A 21,741-nucleotide genomic window follows, 5' to 3' on the forward strand; every position below is an offset into this window, starting at 1 on the left:
TGGATAATAATGCGGTAGAGAATTTGATTCGTCCACTCGCGATTGGTCGCAAGAATTGGCTCTTTGTAGGTTCAGAGAAAGCGGGTCGACGTGCGGCTGCTGTGATGTCGTTAATTCAATCGGCTAAGCTCAATGGCCATGACCCTTATGCTTACCTTAAGGATGTGTTGGAACGATTGCCGACACAGAAAGCGAAGGACATTACTGAGCTTCTGCCTCATCGTTGGCAAGCGCCAAACGACACCAAGAATTAACACAATGCCCCGACAAAATCGGGGCATTGAACGTTTAAAAATGGAAGTCAATCGGAGTTCACCGGACGCTTACACATTATCAATGGCTTAAGTGAATAATTTATTTTTAGTGCAGTCATAAATTTTTATCAATTTAAGACTATAATCATCTAATACTATATTTTGAATGAGATGTCAGCTTCAGACCGTTGTTGATGCCATTTAGTTTTTCTTTCACCACACACACGGTTTTTCTTGCTGTTTGTATTGTTCTTTCATTTTCATGGGGTGTGTTGATGAGAAGTCGTAATTCCCTTTATTTTAATAAACTACGCACACTCGTTCTTAGTGTTGCGATATTGCCTCTATTACTAGCTTGTCAGAGCAAGTATTATCAAACAGAGCAAAAGCGCACCGAGTTACCAATTCATCAGATGATGGAAAAAGCAGATAAGACCATTTGGCGAGAAATTGCTCGCCTTGATGCTTATTGTCAAGAAGTCATTGATGCGCATACATTGGCCTTAAAACCTAGCACTGAGACGGCGGCAACCTATCAGTATCGTGATCATATTTGCTATCAACAACGCGAGTGGTATGCCGCCAACAAGCGTAGTGATGAATTTAAGCGGGAGCGCTATTTATCACTACTTAGTAGTCGAGTGCCAATCACATTGGAGCGCTCAGCTGAACAACAACGAGATCTTAAGTCGCCGCAAGATTTTCTTTATGAGCAACAACTTACACAGGCGGATGCAAGTAACGACAATCCAATTTTAAATCGCTTGTACGCTAAGGATTCCCGTGTGGATACCATGTTGTATGAGTGGTTTCGAGTCAATCAAGCGCTTTCTGTGATAGAAGAAATCAAGACATGCTTAGAGCAGCGTGATGTTAGCCGATTATTGGCGACTGATATGGCGCAGGCGGGTATGTTATCCCCTGAACCTTTATCTGCAGGCTCATGTGATGAACTTTGGAACACTACGCAAGTAAGTCAATAGGCTGGTGTTTCATCAGATTTGTGTGCAAAAGCACAATACTCATTTAATCAATCTTTCCTTTACCAGTTAGGTATGGAGGTGAAACAATGACTAATGTGTCGAATAACAGTAGAAATTCGTGGTCAACGGAAGTATATACATTTGAGCCTAAGATTTTATCCAAATCAATTGCATATGCCTTAGTGTATGGGGCCGGGTTCCCACTGATTTTTTCTCCTGCTGCCATGGCACAGACCTTAGATTTAAATTTGAAGCCTGCACTTAATGCACGTAACAAAAAGAATCTTAATGAGTTCAGTGATAGGATTCGTAAGGTTGTCGTTAATCAACAAACGGGTGATGTTGATTGGGATGCTTTGCAAAATGAGCAGTACAAACTGATTGAGCAAGGTCGTCAAGTGATAAAGCCGTGGGAACCTGAGTTGCAAATAGGTCTAAACTACTGGTATATGGACTCATGGGAAAGTCATAGCAATCCGAAAAAGCCGTATGTGAACGTACATTTCCCACCAACATTCGGCGGTGATGTACCGATTGGTGGAACACCCTCAGTCACCCCCCCCCAGCCCAATTGGCCGCATGATAGTACGATAGAATCACGCGTTGATATCCCAAGCGTTATTAGTAAAACAATTGATATCAACAGTAATAGCAGAACGAACAATGGTGTAGATTTAGGTGTTTTAAAGCCTATCACCCCACCTGCAGCACTGACTACAGAGTTAACGGATGCTGCTCAAATTAAGCCAGGTTTAGAATTGCCCGAGCCTGATAAACCATTAGTGACTAAGAGTCTATTTACGCCGCTTGCTCCTCAGGTTTCGGCACCGGCTATCGCCTCACCTAAAATTTTATCTTTCCAAACATTTGCAGACTGTAATTTTTGCACGAGCAGTTTTACTGTGAGCGGCTATGGGCAGCACATAGTTGCAGTGGATGAAAATGGTGCGGCCAGAAAACCCTATACTGATGAGAATTATCATCGATTTCACAGCACTTGGGTCAGTAGTGGTTATGAATATGAAGCTTTAGTCTTTAAAGGTAATTACATCAGCCAATCAAGCTCAGAACCAGCGAGCTACGAGTCGAATGCCAATCGGAGTAATATTGTGCGGTTGGATTCGTTTAACCCTAATAATCCCAGCAAATATTCTACTTCGAATAAAGGCATCGTAGAGTTTAAGCGTGCAATGATGCCAGATTCAGCCGTTGAAGTTGAAAATATGTCGCTTGAGGGTAAGGCTCGTAATCGTCAATATTTTTTAGTGGGTGGTAGTCGTGCTTTTGAGGGAGATCAGAATGTTAGCGTCACTTTTCCAAAAGGGCATACCATCCAGTTGGCCGGTCCATTAACATTTGGTATCACTCAACAGGATTTGAGTGATAACACTAAAATAACAAAAAACGTAGGCACTATCACGGATAGTGATGAAAACACGCGAGACTTTATTAAGAATATGCCGGTAGACGCAGAGGGTTATTTACAAAATAAAGCGTGGGTAAGTAATTCCGAAGGCGTTCTTGAAGAAAAACTGATAACCGGTACCGGTGACAATGATGGTAAATCTGTTTTACTGGGCCCTCGTTTACCCTCCAGTGTGGCAACTACGACGGGATCTAGTTCATCAGAATATAATAAATGGAAGAGTTTTGAAAATGGTCAAAAGTTTATTGAGTACCGGATTCAACGCTCTAAAGACGGTTATGTAGGTTATAAGATTGGTATCTCGCGTGTTGAGGAGGATAATAACAGGGTAGCCACCATTAGTAATCAGGGAACGATTGATTTCCGCGGTGCTAATAGTATTGGTGTGTATGGTTATACACCGTACAAAATTGTTGTTGACCCCACAAAATATGGCTTCTTGCTTAATGAGAATACCTCAACAGAACGCGGTAAAATCCTGTTGAGCGGTGCCGACTCCTTTGGCATGAAGTGGTCCTTAGTGATGGGAACTAGCCACAATGCAAGTCCAAAGTATGTCGGCTTTGAGAATCAAGGCGATATTATATTACGCCGTAATCCTGACGGCGAGGATCGTGCGGATGGCTCAGTCGGTATGGCCGTTGCGGTTGACTCGTCCCTATCGCCAGGTCGTTTTGTCTCGATTAATTATGATGCGGCGAAAAACACCAAGACCGGTGTGATTAAGCTTCAGGATAATATCCAAGGCGCTTTGGGCGCATACATTGATGTCGCATCTAATTTTACGAATGAAGGCCTAATCGAGGTCTCTGCCATTGCAAAACCGTCAGCCGCTCAACAGGAACCGGCTTATAACGTGGCACTGTATGCAAAACAAGTGCAATCAGACAATAAAGGCACCCTACCTTCGGTATATCAGCAAAGCAAAAAGTATCAAACTGGATTGATTAACGCTGCTGGTGCTCAGATTGTGCTTAGTGGTGATTATGCTGCTGGGATGCTTGCAAGTGGCAAGGAAAGCGGTGTATTTAACGACCTAAAGGAGCAGCATGCAATTGCTGAAAATATGGGTAGCATTACAAGTGGTACCGGTAGAACCGTGGTTAAAAACATCGCGATGCTTGCGGATAAGCAAGCAGAAATTGTTAATCGTGGTCAGATTGAGTTTAATGAGGCCAGAAGGTCTATCGGCATGATGATCACAAAGGGGGCCAAAGGTAGTTTATTAGACAGAGGCAGTGTTATTGTGAAAGGTCCATCAACAGGCGCTTCTTCGCCTGTTGGTGTCCTGAATCAGGGCGGTGATTTTAAAATGGGGCGATCTGCTGCTGCTACGTCAGATAGGCCTACGCTAAGTGTTAGCGGTTCAGGAGGGATCGCTTTGTATGCGTCTAATGATGACAGCGGGAACCCGTCAACTACCACGATTAATGCCGGTACGATTAAGGCTACTAACAATGCCATCAGTGTTTATGCGGACGATACAAAGATTTCTTTTCAGCCTACGAAAGCGGGTGATGTGCATCTTATGGCGGAGAATAACAGCCTTTTATTTTTCCAGCACGGTAACTTAGGTAAGTTTGATATTCATAATTATGATATTACAGCTGAGGTGGGTGCTAAATCCAGTGCATTTTACTTAAAAGAAACCAGTCTGTCAGAGGGTCAGGCGGCGGATATCGGTCAGGCACTTAATAAACTATTTGCTGGTTCTACCAAGGATCTGAACGTTTCCTTGAAAGATAAGTCGGTCGCTTTTGTACTAGATAAGCCCGCAGCAACGTTAAAGCTGAGTAAGGTTCAAGGGCAAGCTAGTGGCAATAGTTTTCAATATGGTGATCACATTAAATTCACGCCAGAAGCGGGCGCTGACTATCAATTATTTTCGCTTTATCGTGGTCAATTCTCAATTGACCAAGATGTGGATCTGGATAATGCCAATGACCCCTATTTTAAAACAACGGTCATCGCCTCTTCTCAAACGATTGAGAAGGATAAAACCATTCATGGTAGTGGAGCTGGGTTAATTGCCTTGGATGATGCTAACTATAAAGAAACAGATGAAGTTGGAGGACTTGATGATTTAGTGTTAACGAATCATGGCACGATTTCTTTAAGTGGTGATTCAACGCAAAATAAATCAACGATAGGTATTGTTGGTGGTTATGGGACGATTCGCAATAGCGCCACTGGTAAAATTGAAATCACAGGCAAGGATGCCTTTGCAATAGTCGGTTATGGTGGTAGCAAAATCAACAATGAGGGCGAGATCGTCATTAATAATGGTAGCAGCGGCATTTATGCGGCTAGCGAAATAGTCAATGATTTTAATTTAGGTACACTCTCTATTGATGTAGAGCATACGGGTAAGATTACCAGTCTCAATAACAAAGGCGGTGTTTACGGTATTTGGACAGATTACCAACCTAATCTTAAGCCTAACCCCAATGGTACGGCAGCTAATAGCGCCAAAGTACTTAATCGTGGCAGCATTGATTTTAGCAATACGAATAAAAGTGTTGCGGTACACCTGAGTCAGGGCGTTAACTATGTGGCGGAAAACAAAGCCAAGATCGTATTAGCTGATGATTCTATAGCAATCCGGTCTTTAGGCGGCGATTTGAAGGATGAGGGTTCTACCATCAGCCTTGCTAAGAATTCGGTGGCCTATCAGTTACATGGTGATTTCAAGGATGCTACGCTTGATATTAAACCGGTAATTCGTTTAGGTGACGCAAGTGCGAATAATATTATTTATGATATTCGCGGTGTGGATTTAAACCAAAGTAATCAAGCCAACTTATCTGTCAAGGCTGTTCAGCAAAGTAAGCCAGCAAGCAACAGTTTTGTGTTACTTAGTTTGTCCAAGGACGGTGCTAAGCATACAGTAAGCGATGCTGTCACGCTCGAAAATGTGCAAAACGGCGTGTTTGCTTCCCTCCAAGATCAAACTGAGTTGACGTTGAAAGAGCAGGTTACTATCAATGGTAAGCATAATGCTGGAGTCATTCTTCGAGGTGATAATACAGCCCATCTCAAGATGGAGGGTGCGGCTCAGCTTAATGTGAAAGGTGAAGATGCTGTTGCTTTATATTTAGATGGTTTTGTTGCACCATATCAAGTTGATAGCTCCCTTGTGCTTAATGTGGATGGTGGTGGTGTCGGTGGCGCTGCGATTTATACGGATAAGGCAGACGGTAAAACACTTGCGTCCGCAGCTACTCTAAGTGTGACAAATAAAGCCACTGGTATTTTCGCAGATAATCTAGATAGCTTGACTAACACAGGGAAAATCACAGTTGGTAAAGATAGCCACGGTATTCAAAGTACGGGTAGTAAAGCCGTCACTAATAACGCAGCGATTCATTTAAACGGTAAAAATGCCGTTGCGATGCATATTCGTCATGCCGATAGTCTAAGCAATCAAGTTGATGGTCATATTTCGACTGATGGTGAGCAGGGCGGTATGGCGATTTTCGCTGAACAGGTAAGTGAGATTGAGCAACTCGCCAATATTACGCTTAGTGGTGAGAAGCTTACTGGCATTTATGCAATAGGTGATCCTGCTTCTGCTACGGATAAGTTAATTAACCGTGGTGCTATGAACTTAAGTTCCAAGGCGACCAACAGTAGTCAAGCCAATGCGATTGTTACGGAAGGTGTGGCGGAGATTACTAACCATGGTGAAATCACTGTCAGCAATGCAGCACAAGCTGTGGCCATGCAGACTCAGCAGTTCGGTCGCACGATCAATAGTGGGGTCTTTAATGTTCAAGGTGATTTGGCGGTAGGCGTGTTTGCTGATCGTGGTTTAACTTTGGATAACACGGCAAAAATCACGGCGACCGGTAAGGCACAAGCCATTGCTTTAAGTCTCAATGATGTGAAGACGGTGACGAATTCTGCCGAGTTAGTACTTCAAGGTCAACGACTCGTTGGGATCGCTCATCATCAAGGTGAAACTCTTAACAATAACGGCGCTATCCATTTAACTGGTACAGCTGACAGTGCTGGCGCTGCGATTACGGCAACTGCTGTGAATAATGTACAAAATGGTGGTGAGCTCAGCGTCGATGTCACTAAAAACGGCATGGGTCTACGACTGCAGGATGTTAAAACTGCACATAACACAGCTAATATTCTAGTCAAGGGTAAAGACTCAACCTTGCTTTGGGTACAAAATACCGGCTCTCTGACGAATGCCCCCAGTGATGATATTCAGCTCAACGAAGAGGGAGCCATTGCGATTTATGGTCAAAACCTTAGCCAGTTGGATAATCAAGCTAATATCCATGTGGCTCATGCAAATGCCATTGGTTTAGTGGGGGACCTTACTAAAGCAGCAAGCACTAATTCAAACTGGCTCAATCAGGGCGCCCTAAATGTACAAGCAGCAGGTGGCGTGGGTGCATATTTGAGTGGTGATGATGAGAGTCAAGTGACACAGAAACATCACTTTATTCAGCGTGGTCAAATTAGCGTGGCAGATACCTCAGACAAAGCGCTGCCAACTATTGGGATTTTGGCTGATAGGAATTATCATCATGTGACCTTGGATGGTGTCATGCAGGTGGGACGTGAAGCCATGGGTCTCGTGGTTCATGATGTTGAGAGTACAGCGGCTTCTAGCTCTACCGTTGCTGCTGGTGGTATCGCAGCGGTTTCACAAGGGGATGTGAAGCTCCAAGGTGCGTTTAACTTGGCGGCCTCTGATGCGAAGCGTCCGACCATTGCGTTATTGCATCAAGGCTCAAAACAGCGCATTAGTGTCCAACCAAGTTCAGTGACGATGGGGGCTCATGCCGTTGCCTTTAGTTTGAACGGCAGCGACAACACGGTTAATGTCGGGGTAGATTCCGTGGTTAATCTTGACAACAATAATATCTTCCTACATAGCGCTGATACCAAAGGCACAGTGACTAGCTCAGCTACAGTGTCCACCAAAGCCCAGGCGGATCGAGGAGTAAATAGCTTAGGTAAGAATATTGCTTATCATGTCGCTGGTAATTTTACCAATAATGGTTTGATTGATATGGGCAATAGTTGGGAGAATATCGGTATTGCCTCTGTTTACAAAGACGGTCAGGGCATTGCCACAAACGCTGGTACCATTAAGGTCGGTCGTAGCTATGTCGGAGCGGGTGGTTGGGATAGCCCCGAGCTTCGCATCAGTGCTGGTATGGTTGCGGGCGGCACAAGCGGTTACAAGGGTAGAATTGTCAATACTGGCACCATTGATTTACATCATCCCTATAGTATCGGTATGGTGGCTAAAGGGGCTGGCGCTGAAGCTATTAACGAGGGCACTATTCACCTCCATTCAACGGCGAATCATGCCGTGGGTATGTTGATTACTGATGGTGCTAGCGGGGTTAATGCGGCGACTGGTACGATTACTATCGACGCTAAGGATGCGATTGGTGTTTTCTCAACGCTTGGTTCTACTTTCAAAAACTATGGTAAAGTCACAATCACCGCTGGAGCGGACGGTTCTTTAGATATCGTGGAAAATGCCACAAAAGCTAAAGGTAGTTTGACGACTGATGGTCAGCCTAGCTATCGTAGCAGTGATGCGGTCTTACAAAAGGCTTTGAATTTGAGTTTAGCCGATTTGGCTCCGACAGACATTAATGTACGACCAGATGCGTGGGCAGATCGCATCAAAAAAGTAGCAGAAATTAATGATCATATTAGTGCTGTTGAGCTCATTAACCAAGATGAGATAGCTGAGCGCTTACACGCAGCAGGTATTAATAAACCGGCTGCTCATCGCCATCCAGATCTCAGTATGTATGTGGATACTTCGGGTAAGTATTTTACTCAAGCGATTAATAATCTTCATTTAATTCAAGCAGCGAAACCGGTCCATATCGATTTAGTTATGGGACCAGAGGCTAGTGTACACTCAAATGCTAAGGCGCTACGTATCGGTGAAACAATTCTTGAGCCGTTTAATAAAATGGTGCAGGATAGTAAGTCAATTGAAAAGCTCAACATCACTTCTGGTAGTTTGACTTGGGTTGCTGTGCCTGAAAAACTCCGAAAAGACGGTGGGGGCGTTGAAAGCGTGTTGATGGTGAAAATCCCTTATACCCGGTTAATTGCAGCTGATGACCGTAATTATCAGTTTATGGTGGGATTAGAGGACCGCTATAGCAAAGCTGCGTTAGGCAGTAAAGAGAAAGACATGTTTAATTCGCTGAACCAAATCGGTGTTGGTGGAGAAGCCGTCTTTCAAAACGCTGTTGATGAGTTAGTGGCTTATCAGTATGCAAATACCAACCGTCGTGTAGCGAGTACTAAGGACCTCTTTGATCGCGAATTTAAAATGATTCGTGATTGGGATACTAATACCAAAGATACAGCCAAGATGAAGTTTTTCGGTGAACGTCAACGCTACAAGACAGATCGTGCAGGTTTCTACTCTTATGACAAGAATTCTATAGGCTTTATGTATGTTCACCAAAAAGAAACTGTCAAATTGGGTGATGCTCAGGGTATGTTCTTTGGAGTGGCTGCCGATGAGTTCAAACTCAAAGATAGCGGCGGTAGTAAAGAACGCGCTATTGCTTTACAAGCTGGCTATTATTGGGATAAAGCCTATGGTGATAATCGTGATGAAGTGCTCTCCTTACGCACTGGCGGTGAGTTTTCAAACCGTGAAATGAAACGTCGATTCAATGTAGTCGATAAAGGCTATCAAAACGAAGCAGATTACAATACCGTTGGTGCTTTTGCGGATATCTCTTATGCTTGGAATAAGCGTTTAAGTCCAAGTGTGTTAGTGAGTCCTAGCGTGGGTATGGATGTAGGCGCACGCTATATCGAAGGCTTTACCGAGAGTGGTGAAGTGTTGCCAGTGAAATTCAAAGGCGGAATGTACTATACCGTAAAACCAAAGATAGGGGCTGCACTAGAGCATCAGGTGGAACTCGACAAGGGCCGTTGGGTTAATAACCTGGATGTGACGGTAGCTTATGATTTTGCTCAGCATATCAATAAGAGTAGTGCTCGTGTCGCCAACAGCGTTGGGTCTTATTATGATTACCGTAAGGATACTCAAGGTGCATTTGGTGTTGATGTATTAGCCAAGACTCGAATTGAAAAGGAGCATTGGGGTGTGGGTGCTTTTGCTGGAGCAAAAATCGGATCCAAGCAATGGGTTGCTGGTCTCGAAGCTAAAATTAAGTTCTGGTAATAGCAGGCTATATGTTTAAGCCTTAAACACTAAGCAGCCCCTAATAATTCATATTAGGGGCTGTTGTGTTTTGATGCCAAGATCTCGCTATCGATGGTTAAAGCAATTTATCTCACTGGGTCGGCTGCCGTCTTCACCCGTGTGATTGGGACGACTTTATCGACATAAATGCCGGGGGTGATAATGCTTTCCGGATCCATCTCACCGAGCGCCTTGACCTCAAATACAGTGGCAATGGTTTGCTTTGCAGCGGTCGCCATGACTGGTGCGAAATTACGAGCGGCCATGCGGTAATTAAGATTACCCCAGCGGTCACCAGATTCGGCCTTAATCAACGCCACATCGCCGTAGAGCGGCGTTTCATAGACATACCAACGACCATCAATAAGGCGAGTTTCTTTGCCTTTGGCCAATTCAGTACCGTAGCCAGTGGGACAGAAAAAACCACCAATACCAGCGCCTGCAGCTCGTAAACGCTCCGCCAGCGTGCCTTGCGGCACCAGTTCTAACTCGATCTGGCCACGGCGGTATAAGTCATTAAAGATATGGGAGTTTGCTTGGCGCGGGTAACTGCATATGATTTTGCGGACCCGACCCGTTGTTAAAAGGGCCGCTAAACCGCGATCGCTATTACCTGCGTTATTACACACCACGGTTAAGTCGGTAGCACCTTGGACTATTAAACCTTCAACTAATTCGTCCGGAAAACCAGCGCTGCCAAAGCCACTGATTAAAATGGTGGCACCGTCAGCAATATCCTTTAAGGCTAAGGCGATGCTATCGACGATTTTATTAAGCAATTAGGGCCCCCAGAGGATTTAAAAACAAAGGTAGCCACCATTTTATAATAAAACGCTAAATGAGCTAAGCTAGGTTTAATAAGGCATTGCTTTTTAGTGATAAGACCTCATTAAAGGCCTTGATTTGCTCATCGATACGGTGAAGCGAAGGACTGATCGACTCTTTTAAGTCCTCAGTGACTTGAGTAAGCAACGCTTTTAGACTTTGCTCAATGGCTAAATAAAATGATTCATAATGCGCTAGGCTAAGCTGCTGCTTCAATGCTAGCTCAATGGTGTTGGAGGGTGTGCTTAAGCTTGGCTCATAGTGCCTAAGCTCTTGACTGATGGCCTGCTTGAGCGAACTAGTTATCAGCGCATTAAATTCAGCAAAAAATGCCTCTGTGCGCTCATTTTCTGCGGTATCCAGGTGCTTGTCCATCATGTTCGCTAAGTTGGCAAGCGTCTGCTGCCAGACATGGTTCTTAATGCGATGAATGGCATGATCGAGTGACTTGAACTCATTACTAAGCTGCTGCTCGAGCTGAGATAGTGAAGTCTGTAATTGCTTCACATCCCGCAGCACAACTTCCTCAAGAAAATGGATAAAAACCTGCAGTGATTTAGTCTCTTTATAATTAACCACCGGCGCTGATAAATCTAATAGTGCTTGATATAAGCGATAAAAACCGGCTTCAGCCAGCGCCTGTTCAGTTAAGCCGTGACTGCGAGCACTATACACAGAAATAGAGATGGGCGCTTGCAATACCTGTGGGTCTAAGTCTAATGCACGTAGTTTTTCTTGAGCGCGTTGCAACACATCGTTTTCTTGTAAAGCACGATTTTCTGGGCTTTTGTTGCATAGTATTTTTTGTATATCATTGTCCACGATAAGTTCATCCAGAAAATCACTACGAGTGATCACTGGCAATAAGGGCTTATGGCGACGCAATTCTTGTGCTAATTCTTGTAGTTCTTGCACTTGACCCGGTGAGGTAGAGTTGCTTAACCATAAAATGCCATCGGCGCTTTCTAAAAATCGTTGTGTTAATAAGGCGTTTTCAGTGGTGATGGAATGCAGTCCCGGTGTATCTATCAGGACTAAACGCTCATCTAGAATGACGCCTTGAATGTGTGCCGTCGTTTCAGTATTGCCCTCCTGAAAAGGCCTATCGTGATAACTAAGTACCCCATCTTCGAGGGTAAAACTCTGCACCGCTTTTTGATGAAACGTAAAACGTTCGGCAATAAAATTACAAAACGAGCTTTTACCGGCATTAAATTTACCGAAGACTAAAAACATGATTTTGTCGCTAAATTGCGCTGCTAAATCCAAGGCGGGTTTGAGTGCTTGCTTCGCTGCCTCCCATGCTGGGATATATTGTTTAGCGTTTTGAGTGTAGTGTTGTAAGCCTACGAACAAGGGGTGTTGAGGCTGCAGTCCGACAGTCTTAAACTCGCTAGCTAGTAAAAAAACTTCCAATTCATTTAAGCGAGTGGTGAGTTGTTGCTGCTGCTTGCTAAGGTCCTGTACCCCGAATTTAAACGCTTCTAAGCCCTGAATAAAGTCCTGCTCTTGTCTAACACTCATTTTTCTACCTTCACTAAGCATGGTTAAACGGCTTGTTGCCATTCAGCAAGCATGGTTTGTGCTGTTTCAATTTGCCTGAGCACAGTGGCAGCATCGTCAATCGCTGCCAATGCCATTAAGCGAGTATTGGATTTATCAAAATAGCGTTTGAAATCATTTAATAAGCGCTCACGGCCAGCCGCTTCACCAAAGAGCTTACGCAGTTGAGCGCGGTACTTAACCGACACACCCATCACGGCAACCATGACCGTATTTAAACTGGCTGCACCGACTTTTTGATCGTCGTTGAGGCTTTGCATGCCGTATTTAGTCAGTACGCTGCGGATTAATAAGCAAGCACGTGAATAGGCAATTTGGATACGTGAACGATCTAATTTGCCAGCCGACATTTTAAACACATCATCAATCGAACCGGGGTCTAAGGAATGATCGACGTCGGGCTCTTGCATAATGTCATGCAATAACTCAGCGCCTTGCTCCAACGCTATTTTCAAATCCTTGATAAAACTTTCCTCGGTCTCGCTAGCGGCACAGCGTAACTGAGCTAATGCCTTTGTTTGTGCTTGTTGTTTTTCATTAAGCTCATGCGCTAACTGAGTGAAAGAGCTTGTTTGCTCAAAAACACGTGCGGCCTTAACTCGTGTGAGTGCCTCTTGAAGCTGCTGTTGTAATTCGGGAATACCACTTTTTTCTATAAAAATGGGGAGATTATTCTCAATACCCCGACGATATCTAACGGAGGAAACCGGGAAAATCGCTTTATCACCTAGTTGTAAAGCCAAGGTATGAAGAATGTTGTTTAAGCTTTCATCATTTTCTAATTGATCGCTTTGGCTCAAGACATAAATCGTTTGTCTGTGGGTTTGCTCCTCATCGTGTCGTAGTGCTTTACTCAAATTGAGCTCAGCAGCGTCTAACTCACCCTCTTTGGCAGCGTGGACAAATAAACGGATATCGGACTTTAGCCACAGTGCTTCAGCTGCGTGTTGATCGTCTATTTCATTGACATCCGCATCCAATCCGGGGGCGTCTATCCAACGCACGGCATCCTGATCTACTTGATGTAAGGCTACAGTCTCTCTTTTATCGGCAACAGCAAATACATTATCACCAATTAACTCATTTAATAAACGGCTTTTACCATGATTGTATTTACCTAACACGGTAATCACGGGAAGCGCATTAGGCTCAGCAAGCACTGCCAGACGTTTTAGCGTAATCTCATGATGCGGTAGCACGCTTATAATGGCTGCTTGTTTAGTTTGTATGTCCTTATGAGTCATTTTTTATTTTCCCTTTTTTAATATTTGAAATCCCATAGGCCGCCATCCCTATCATAATGCCCCAAAACGCTGATCCTAATCCGGCGATACTCATATTGGAGGCGGTTACTAAAAACGTAATCACAGCAGGCTCGATAGAATCGCTATTAGCGCTCAGTAAGCGTATATTGGCCACGATGGCACTGATTAATGCTAAACCGGCTAAGGTAGCGACAACTTCTGAGGGAATTGCGTTAAAGAGTAAAACAATGGTGCCGGCAAAGGTGCCGCCGATTAAATAGAAAACACCATTAGCAATACCGGCAACATAGCGTTTCTTAGGATTAGGATGACTTTCTTTACCGGTACAAATGGCCGCTGTGATGGCAGCCAGAACAATAGAAATACCACCAAAAAACGCTGTAAAAATAGAGATAAAACTGGTGCCACCAACAATCGCACGTGAGGGCTGTTGATAACCATCTAAACGTAAAATCACCAGTCCAGGTAAAAATTGCCCCGTTAAACTGACCACCACCAGTGGAATACTAAAGCTGAAAAACACGGACAGATTGAACTCTGGAAAAGTAAATATCGGCTGCGCCAGTGCGATTTTGACATCGCTCAGTGAGGCAATATCTAAGAAAACAACGCAAGCAAAACCGGTAATAGCTACCAGAACCACTGTAAAGGTCGGAATAAAACGGCGGGCCAGTAGATAGACTGCGACCATCGCCATGACCACGCCGGGTAATTCACTGGCGGCGAGAAATGCTTGGATGCCGAATTGAAATAGAATCCCTGCAATCATCGCTGCGGCTATGCCTTGGGGAACGAACTTGACGATGCGTTCAAAGTAGCCACTTAAGGCAATGATGGTGGTGATAATCGCTGCGGTTAAATAGGCACCCACCACCTCAGGCATAGTGATGGCGGGGAATAAATGTAATAAGAGGGCGGAGCCTGGTGCTGACCATGCAGTAATGATCGGTGCTTTTAAAAGCACACTAAGAATAATACCGCTAAGACCAGCACCGATAGAAATAGCCCAGATCCATGAACTTAACATCTCATCCGAAATGCCACCTACGTGGGCGGCTTGAATAAAGATGACCATTGGGCCGCTGTAGGAAATCAGTACAGCCAAAAAGCCAGTCATCCAAGCGGTAAGAGACCAATCGCGTAACATAAACAGCCTTTATAGATGAAGTTAAGCTCAGGTTTTGAGCGGCTTTAGCTATTAAATTGCGGAAGGATGTTTAGCTAAAGGCGTAACCTTAATTTCCATAAAGGGGAAGAGCGGTAGTTTACTCAAAATATCATGGAGCTCGTCATTGCTTTCTACATCAAATACGCTGTAGTTAGCGTACTCACCAGTGATGCGCCATAAATGTACCCATTTACCTGCGCGCTGTAGCTCCTGTGAGTAGGCTTTTTCTTCAGCAATGATTTTCTGTGCTTCTTCTTTAGGTAAATCACGCGGAATACGAACAATCATATGAACTAGATATAGCATAATACGTACCTTTAATTAGTTTATGGTTAAATTATTTAATTGAGTCTATAAAATGACTTAGTGCCTGATTAAATTTTTCCGCAGCTTCCACATTTGAGATATGGGAAGCAGGTAGCACCACCAAGTTGGCGTTGGCGATTTCGGCTTTCATCGCCTCTGCATCAAGTACCGTTGTCACTGGGTCAAATTCACCAGCGACAATCAGTGTTGGCAGTTGAATCTTTGTTAATTCGGCTCGTAAATCGGATTGCCCCAATGCATCGCAACACGCCGCATAGCCCTCAGCGTCTAAGGCTGCAAATTGCGCTTGCATGGTTTCTACGGTCTGCGCTTGTTGCTGGATAAAATCAGGAGTAAACCAGCGTTGCGGGGCGCTCTCAGCTAATTCCTGGATCGCCGCTTGACCCTGCTGACGCAAGGCATCCGCACGCGCTTTCCATGCGTCTTGGGTGCCGATTTTAGCCGCACTATTACAGACCACAATGCCTTTTAAGCGCGCCGGCGCATCCAGAGCGAGTTGTAAGGCCGTATGTCCACCCATGGATACACCACAAAAAACAGCCTGTTCAATGTGGAGGGCATCAAGTATCGCAATCACATCAGCCGCTAATTGTTTAAAACGGTAAGGGCCTTTGGTGATTGGGCTACCACCATGACCGCGCGTGTCATAACGAATCAGTCGATAGCTATTGGCTAAAGCCGCTACTTGCGGCGCCCACATCTCTTGGGTCGTGCCTAATGAGTTACTTAATACTAGCGCCGGTGCATCTTCAGGGCCGTCAATTGCCACTCGGAAGGAACCGGCAGCAGTATCTAATTGAAAAATGTTAGATGTCATTGATCCACCTTTATACACGTTCAATAATGAGTGCAATTCCCTGACCCACGCCGATACACATTGTGCATAGCGCATAGCGACCTTGAGTTTGCTGTAGTTGATTAATTGCGGTGGCGACAAGGCGTGCACCGCTAGCGCCGAGTGGGTGACCAATGGCAATTGCGCCACCATTAGGATTAACACGTGGATCATCGTCCTGTAGACCTAATTCACGCATAACCGCTAAACCCTGAGCAGCAAAGGCCTCATTTAATTCGATCACATCCATTTGCTCAATGCTAAGACCAGCTAAGGCTAAGACCTTGCGCACCGCAGGCACTGGTCCAATACCCATAATGCGCGGCGCAACACCGGCAGTTGCCATGGCTACGACACGTGCTTTAGGAGTTAAGGCAAAACGTTCCACCATGCTCTGATTAGCCAGTAAGGCAACGGCAGCACCATCGTTAACACCGCTGGCATTACCAGCAGTCACTGTACCGTCGGGGCGGACAATGGCTTTTAATTTAGCCAGCGCTTCTAATGAGGTTTGGCGCGGATGTTCATCGGTATCAAAGACGATGGGATCGGCGCGGCGCTGTGGCACTTGAATGGCAACGAGCTCATGTTTGAAAAAGCCGTTTTGATGGGCAGCAGCGTATTTTTCTTGACTAGCTAAGGCAAAGCGATCTTGATCTTCGCGGCTGATATTAAAATCATCCGCCACATTTTCTGCCGTCTCGGGCATGGAGTCAACACCATACATCTGACGCATCAGCGGATTAATAAAGCGCCAACCGATGGTGGTGTCTTCAATGCTGTTATGACGGCTGAACGCCTGTTCTGCTTTAGGCACTACGAAGGGTGCACGGCTCATGCTCTCGACACCACCGGTGATCATTAATTGAGTCTCGCCGGATTTAATTGCCCGTGCGGCGCTACCAATGGCATCCAAACCAGAGCCACAAAGGCGGTTAATGGTTGAGCCAGGTACCTCAATCGATAAACCGGCTAATAAGGACGCCATACGCGCTACGTTACGGTTATCTTCACCCGCTTGGTTAGCACAACCCAAAATTACATCATCAATCAATGCACTATCAATGTTTGGATTTCGATCCATCAAGTGTTTAATGACTTGAGCTGCCAGATCATCGGGTCGCACGCTAGACAAGGTGCCACCAAAGCGCGCAAAGGGCGTGCGAATAGCATCGCAAATAAAAACTGATTCACTCATAATTTTTCCTACAATATCAGCGTCAATCACTTAGGCAGTTGCCATTTTTAAAGACAAGCCAGTCAGTCGGCTCACCTCTTCGAGACTAAGTCCCGGCACCATATCAATCACTTCAAAGCCCTCTGGGCTGCAAGCGAAGGTGGCCAAATCGGTGTAGACGCGTTTAACACATTCAATACCGGTCACAGGGTAGCTAAGTTCATTGACTAATTTACTTTCGCCGTCGCGGGTTAATAAACTCATCATGACCCACGTTTCTTTAGCTCCAATGGCTAAGTCCATGGCGCCACCCACGGCTGGGATGGCACCTTCCTCACCGGTGCTCCAGTTAGCTAAATCACCCTTGGCGGACACCTGGAAGGCACCAAGTACGCAAATATCTAAATGGCCGCCACGCATCATGGCAAAACTATCAGCATGATGAAAAAATGCGCCACCGGGCAAAAGTGTCACGGGCTGTTTGCCCGCATTGATTAGGTCATAATCTTCCTCTCCCTTTGCAGGGGCAGGACCCATCCCTAAGATTCCGTTTTCACTGTGTAGAATGACCTCAATGCCTTCGGGTAAGTGGTTGGCAACCATCGTTGGCATGCCGATACCAAGGTTTACATAGGCACCGTTATGAATGTCTTGAGCTACACGAGCCGCTAATTCGTCGCGGCTACGAGCTTGATAGGAGGATGTCATGTGTATTCCTTAATAATGAGTATTAGTTATTTAAAACCACCGGCTTGTGTGGCTACCCGAGGTACTTTAACGACTTTTTTGACGTGAATACCGGGGGTAATAATGCACTCCGGATTCATTTCACCGAGTTCTTTTAACTCATACACGGTCGCAATTGTCTGTTTGGCAGCCGTAGCCATCACTGGTCCAAAATTGCGGGCCGCCATACGGTAGCTTAAATTGCCCCAGCGATCACCAGCTTCAGCTTTGATCAGAGCCACATCACCATGAATCGGGGTTTCATACACATGCCAACGACCGTCAATCAGGCGCGTTTCTTTGCCTTTGGCTAATTCGGTGCCGTACCCAGTGGGACAGAAAAAGCCACCAATACCAGCGCCAGCAGCGCGTAAACGCTCGGCTAAGTTACCTTGAGGGACTAATTCTAATTCGATTTTGCCACTGCGGTATAGCTCATCAAAGACATAGGAGTCAGCTTGACGTGGGAAACTACAAATGATTTTGCGCACACGTCCCGCTTTTAAAAGTGCCGCTAAGCCGTGATCGCCATTACCGGCGTTGTTATTTACCACGGTTAGGTCTTTGGCGCCTTGTTCAATTAAGCCGTCAATCAGTGCATCGGGAATACCGGAGGTGCCGAAACCGCCAATCAACACGGTAGAACCGTCTTGTATATCTTTTAAGGCCTCAGCCACGCTATCTACGATTTTATTAATCAATTTAAAACTCCTAAGAGGTAGTAACAGACGTCATGGTAGTAGCAGTAGACGTCATCGTTTGATGTTGACGCTTAGAAGCGAGAATTAGTAATAGAATTGCCAGGGTCGCAATCACGCCGGGTATAGCAAAGGCAAAGAAGTTCATTTTGAGCGGTAAAGCCATTGCCATGAGCGTGCCGCCGAGAAAGGGTCCAGCGATCGCACCCGTACGACCAATCCCTGAAGCCCAACCTAAGCCCGTAGAGCGCATGGACAAGGGGTAGAATTGTGCGGTATTGGCGTACAGTAAGATTTGCGTACCGATCGTGGTGGCACCAGCAATCACAATCAGAGTATAAAGTACGAACATCGGACTATTAAAGCCAAGTAAGCTAATCGAAATCGCAGATGCAACAAAGAACCATGCCATCACACGCGGTAAACCAAAGCGGTCACCTAACCAGCCACCTATGATCGCTCCGAACATGCCGCCAAAGTTTAGCGCTAACAAGAAAGACAAGCTGGAACCTAAGCTAAAGCCTGCATTTGCCATCAGTTTTGGTAACCAAGAACCTAGCGCATAGACCATTAATAGGCAGCAGAAAAAGGCTAGCCAAATCATTAAGGTACCGATCACACGGCCTTCTTTGAATAAGTCTAACACCGGCACCGAAGCGGACTTTACAGGTGTTTTAATTAATTCATCTTGAGCCGTTAGTTGAAAGCTAGGATTAAGTTGAGCGAGCATTGCACGCGCTTCCTGGTCCTTATCTTGACGGAGCAAGAAACCAATAGACTCAGGCAATTTCCAGATTAAAAGTGGTACTAGCAGTAAGGGAATAGCGGCAACAAAGAACATGTATTCCCAGCCAAAACGTGGCAACACATAAATACCAACGCCAGCCGCTAACACCCCACCCAGTGAATAGCCACTGAACATTAATGCAACTAAGGTACCACGAGCGCGGCGCGGTGCATATTCATTCATTAAGGCAACCGCATTGGGCATCAGACCACCACAACCTAAACCGGCCAAGAAACGAAAGATACCGAACTGGGTCGCATTGGTAGCAAAGCCATTTAATAACGTGGCTAGGCTAAATAATACAAAACAAATAATGACGCCCTTTTTACGACCGATACGATCAGCCATGGGACCGAAAATAAAGGCCCCGAACATCATGCCAAAAAGTGCATAACTGCCTAGCGTACCAGCTTGTACTGGGGTGAGGCCCCATTCGTCCATGAGTACTGGCAGGACAACCCCATAAATGAATAAATCATAACCATCAAAAATCAGTAATAATGAACAGAGAAAAATGACGCTGAAGTGAAAACGATTTAATTTTGCACGATCAATCACGTCGTTAATATCTATTTTTTTCATAATTAGCTCCTCGCTATGGTGAAAAATGCCTGTGGTGATTAGGCGTTTTAGCCTTGGTCTCCTCCACCTACAGGTAAAACAGTACCGGTTATATAAGATGCTTCATCTGAAGCTAAAAATAAGATGGCCGCCGCTTGTTCATCAAGCGTGCCGTAGCGCTTCATCAAGGAGCTATCCAAGGTTTGATCCACAATTTCCTGATACCAGCGCTGCTCTTCGTCACTTGGGGTTTCAGTATTACGTGGAATTTTGCGTTGAGGTGCGTCTGTACCACCGGGGGCGACCGCATTGACGCGTATACCACGCTCTGCGGTTTCAAATGCTAAGCAAGCAGTGAGTGCATTAACACCGCCTTTAGCAGCACCATAAGGAACACGATTAACGCTGCGGGTAGCGATAGAAGAAATATTGACGATGGCGCCTTGCCCTTGTGCTAACATGCTAGGCAAGACCGCACGACAACACCAGAGGGTAGGGAACAGTGAGCGTTGTACCTCTTTTTCAATTTGAGCAGGCTCATAGTGTTCAAATGGTCTGGTCCAAATGGTCCCGCCCACATTATTGATTAACACATCAATCCGACCGAAATGTTCTAAAGCTGTATTGGCGGCTGCTTCAGCCCCTTGATATTGTTCTAGATCAGCGGTTAAGGTGATAACCTTATCTTGCTTTAGTTCATGCACCAACTCAGAGCGATCAACTAGCACCAGTGTTGCACCTTCGTCGATTAATCGCTCTGCGACACGACGCCCAATGCCTTGCGCTGCACCAGTGACCAGCACCACTTTATTATCAAAACGTAGTTTAGTCATTTTGTTCCTTTTTGAGCATGGCACGCCCTAAGCGCATGCGTCCTACTATGGGCGTGCCATCAACGATGATTTAGAAAGCGGTCTACACGCTGGGAATGAAGCGCTCGTAATAGAAATTACTCGGCGTCATATTGTTTGATTTCATATACTCATTGACCGCATCCACCATGGGTGGTGGTCCGCATAAGTACACATCGACCTCACCGTCATGCAGCATGGCTGGTTCCAAATGGTGAGTGACATAGCCTTTATGTGGGTGGCTTGAATTTTCATCAGCCACAATGGTGGTATAGCTGAAGTTCTCTAAACGCGCTTTATAAGCTTCCAAGCTGTCAACCAGGACTAGGTCTTGGTCACGGGTAACGGCATAGAGCATATGAATAGATTGCTTGCTACCCTGCTCAGCTAACACCTCGAGCATGGATAAGAAAGGTGCTAAACCAGTACCACCAGCTAAAAAAAGCAGCGGTCGAGTCACCGGGCGTAAGTAGAAAGTACCTAAAGGACCTGTAATATCAAGCTCAACCCCAGGCTGTGCGGTTGTTAGCCAGGTGCTCATGAGGCCCTTAGGAACTTGCTTAATTAAAAAGCCCATGGTTGCGCCAGGCGCACTGCTAAAGGAATAAGAGCGATGCTCGGCACTGCCAGGCACCACGATATTGACGTATTGACCTGGCAGAAAATTCGGCGCTTGCTCAGTTGCATCAATAAATAGTTCAAAAGCGGCATCATCGTAACGACGCACTTCTGTTACTGTGGCTTTGAAATTATCAGTACCTGTTTTGCACATGGTCGATGCAGCCGGCACCGCAATCACGCAGTCTGATTTAGGAATCATTTGACAGGTTAAAACCAAACCTTGCTCTGCTTCGTCCTCAGTTAGCGCTTCATCAATATAATCATCAATTAACTCATAGTCGCCGCTTTCAGCCTGGCACTTACACGTGCCACAGACCCCGTCGGAACAGTCCATCGGTAAGTTAATACGATGACGATATGCTGCATCCAGAACCTTTTCCTGGGCGCCACATTCAATGAATCGAGTGACGCCATCTTCAAAGTTTAAAGCAATTCTGTAACTCATTATTTGCTCA

At 45.4% G+C, this 21,741-nt stretch carries 15 protein-coding genes; 3 read left to right on the top strand and 12 right to left on the bottom strand.

The genetic code is table 11. The features are described from left to right. The 3 genes from A3GA_RS0109730 to A3GA_RS0109745 all read left to right on the top strand — a co-directional run. The coding region (locus A3GA_RS0109730) for a transposase domain-containing protein (protein WP_018027218.1) at nt 1-254 on the top strand (254 nt) is incomplete at its 5' end. Nucleotides 255-529: 275 nt separating this feature from the next. Beyond that, nucleotides 530-1,237 (top strand): hypothetical protein, encoded by a 708-nt coding sequence (locus A3GA_RS11590; protein ID WP_018027219.1) that lies wholly within the window; start codon nt 530-532, stop codon nt 1,235-1,237. 86 nt (nt 1,238-1,323) lie between these two features. Then, nucleotides 1,324-9,861 (top strand): autotransporter domain-containing protein, encoded by an 8,538-nt coding sequence (locus A3GA_RS0109745; RefSeq protein ID WP_018027220.1) that lies wholly within the window; start codon nt 1,324-1,326, stop codon nt 9,859-9,861. 107 nt (nt 9,862-9,968) lie between these two features. Here A3GA_RS0109745 and A3GA_RS0109750 read toward each other — a convergent pair whose 3' ends face one another. The 12 genes from A3GA_RS0109750 to benC form a co-directional block, all read right to left on the bottom strand. Next, a complete protein-coding gene (locus A3GA_RS0109750) occupies nt 9,969-10,661 on the bottom strand; it encodes a 3-oxoacid CoA-transferase subunit A (protein ID WP_018027221.1) in 693 nt (230 codons plus the stop codon). A gap of 64 nt (nt 10,662-10,725) precedes the next feature. Then, complete coding sequence (locus A3GA_RS0109755) at nt 10,726-12,231, bottom strand: dynamin family protein (protein ID WP_018027222.1); 1,506 nt, start codon at nt 12,229-12,231, stop codon at nt 10,726-10,728. Between the two features lie 23 nt (nt 12,232-12,254). Next, nucleotides 12,255-13,514, bottom strand: coding sequence for a GTPase (locus tag A3GA_RS0109760; RefSeq protein WP_018027223.1), 1,260 nt, complete (start codon nt 13,512-13,514; stop codon nt 12,255-12,257). Continuing rightward, nucleotides 13,504-14,682, bottom strand: coding sequence for a benzoate/H(+) symporter BenE family transporter (locus A3GA_RS11595; RefSeq protein ID WP_018027224.1), 1,179 nt, complete (start codon nt 14,680-14,682; stop codon nt 13,504-13,506). Before A3GA_RS11595 ends, A3GA_RS0109760 begins: the two co-directional genes overlap by 11 nt. 51 nt (nt 14,683-14,733) lie before the next feature. Then, entirely contained in the window at nt 14,734-15,009 is a 276-nt protein-coding gene (gene catC, locus A3GA_RS0109770) for a muconolactone Delta-isomerase (RefSeq protein ID WP_018027225.1), read from the bottom strand. Nucleotides 15,010-15,040: 31 nt separating this feature from the next. After that, nucleotides 15,041-15,847, bottom strand: coding sequence for a 3-oxoadipate enol-lactonase (gene pcaD, locus A3GA_RS0109775; RefSeq protein WP_018027226.1), 807 nt, complete (start codon nt 15,845-15,847; stop codon nt 15,041-15,043). A 10-nt stretch (nt 15,848-15,857) separates the two neighbouring features. Further along, complete coding sequence (gene pcaF / locus A3GA_RS0109780) at nt 15,858-17,063, bottom strand: 3-oxoadipyl-CoA thiolase (protein WP_018027227.1); 1,206 nt, start codon at nt 17,061-17,063, stop codon at nt 15,858-15,860. A gap of 30 nt (nt 17,064-17,093) precedes the next feature. Next, nucleotides 17,094-17,750 (bottom strand): 3-oxoacid CoA-transferase subunit B, encoded by a 657-nt coding sequence (locus tag A3GA_RS0109785; RefSeq protein WP_018027228.1) that lies wholly within the window; start codon nt 17,748-17,750, stop codon nt 17,094-17,096. A 26-nt stretch (nt 17,751-17,776) separates the two neighbouring features. Further along, entirely contained in the window at nt 17,777-18,469 is a 693-nt protein-coding gene (locus A3GA_RS0109790) for a 3-oxoacid CoA-transferase subunit A (RefSeq protein WP_018027229.1), read from the bottom strand. A 10-nt stretch (nt 18,470-18,479) separates the two neighbouring features. Then, entirely contained in the window at nt 18,480-19,835 is a 1,356-nt protein-coding gene (locus tag A3GA_RS0109795; RefSeq protein WP_018027230.1) for an MFS transporter, read from the bottom strand. A 47-nt stretch (nt 19,836-19,882) separates the two neighbouring features. After that, nucleotides 19,883-20,647: a 1,6-dihydroxycyclohexa-2,4-diene-1-carboxylate dehydrogenase gene (locus A3GA_RS0109800; protein WP_018027231.1), complete on the bottom strand. Its 765-nt coding sequence runs from the start codon at nt 20,645-20,647 to the stop codon at nt 19,883-19,885. An 82-nt stretch (nt 20,648-20,729) separates the two neighbouring features. Continuing rightward, nucleotides 20,730-21,734: a benzoate 1,2-dioxygenase electron transfer component BenC gene (gene benC, locus A3GA_RS0109805; protein WP_026156941.1), complete on the bottom strand. Its 1,005-nt coding sequence runs from the start codon at nt 21,732-21,734 to the stop codon at nt 20,730-20,732. Nucleotides 21,735-21,741 lie beyond the last annotated feature (7 nt).

This window comes from Oligella urethralis DSM 7531, from assembly GCF_000372065.1.
GTDB classification, from domain to species: domain Bacteria; phylum Pseudomonadota; class Gammaproteobacteria; order Burkholderiales; family Burkholderiaceae_B; genus Oligella; species Oligella urethralis.

Excerpts from the sequence above, each read along its gene's own strand:
- A3GA_RS11590 (WP_018027219.1), top strand. The coding sequence starts at position 530 with ATGAGAAGTCGTAATTCCCTTTATTTTAATAAACTACGCACACTCGTT.
- A3GA_RS0109745 (WP_018027220.1), top strand. The coding sequence starts at position 1,324 with ATGACTAATGTGTCGAATAACAGTAGAAATTCGTGGTCAACGGAAGTA.
- A3GA_RS0109755 (WP_018027222.1), bottom strand. The coding sequence starts at position 12,231 with ATGAGTGTTAGACAAGAGCAGGACTTTATTCAGGGCTTAGAAGCGTTT.
- A3GA_RS0109760 (WP_018027223.1), bottom strand. The coding sequence starts at position 13,514 with ATGACTCATAAGGACATACAAACTAAACAAGCAGCCATTATAAGCGTG.
- A3GA_RS11595 (WP_018027224.1), bottom strand. The coding sequence starts at position 14,682 with ATGTTACGCGATTGGTCTCTTACCGCTTGGATGACTGGCTTTTTGGCT.
- catC (WP_018027225.1), bottom strand. The coding sequence starts at position 15,009 with ATGCTATATCTAGTTCATATGATTGTTCGTATTCCGCGTGATTTACCT.
- pcaD (WP_018027226.1), bottom strand. The coding sequence starts at position 15,847 with ATGACATCTAACATTTTTCAATTAGATACTGCTGCCGGTTCCTTCCGA.
- pcaF (WP_018027227.1), bottom strand. The coding sequence starts at position 17,063 with ATGAGTGAATCAGTTTTTATTTGCGATGCTATTCGCACGCCCTTTGCG.
- A3GA_RS0109785 (WP_018027228.1), bottom strand. The coding sequence starts at position 17,750 with ATGACATCCTCCTATCAAGCTCGTAGCCGCGACGAATTAGCGGCTCGT.
- A3GA_RS0109795 (WP_018027230.1), bottom strand. The coding sequence starts at position 19,835 with ATGAAAAAAATAGATATTAACGACGTGATTGATCGTGCAAAATTAAAT.
- A3GA_RS0109800 (WP_018027231.1), bottom strand. The coding sequence starts at position 20,647 with ATGACTAAACTACGTTTTGATAATAAAGTGGTGCTGGTCACTGGTGCA.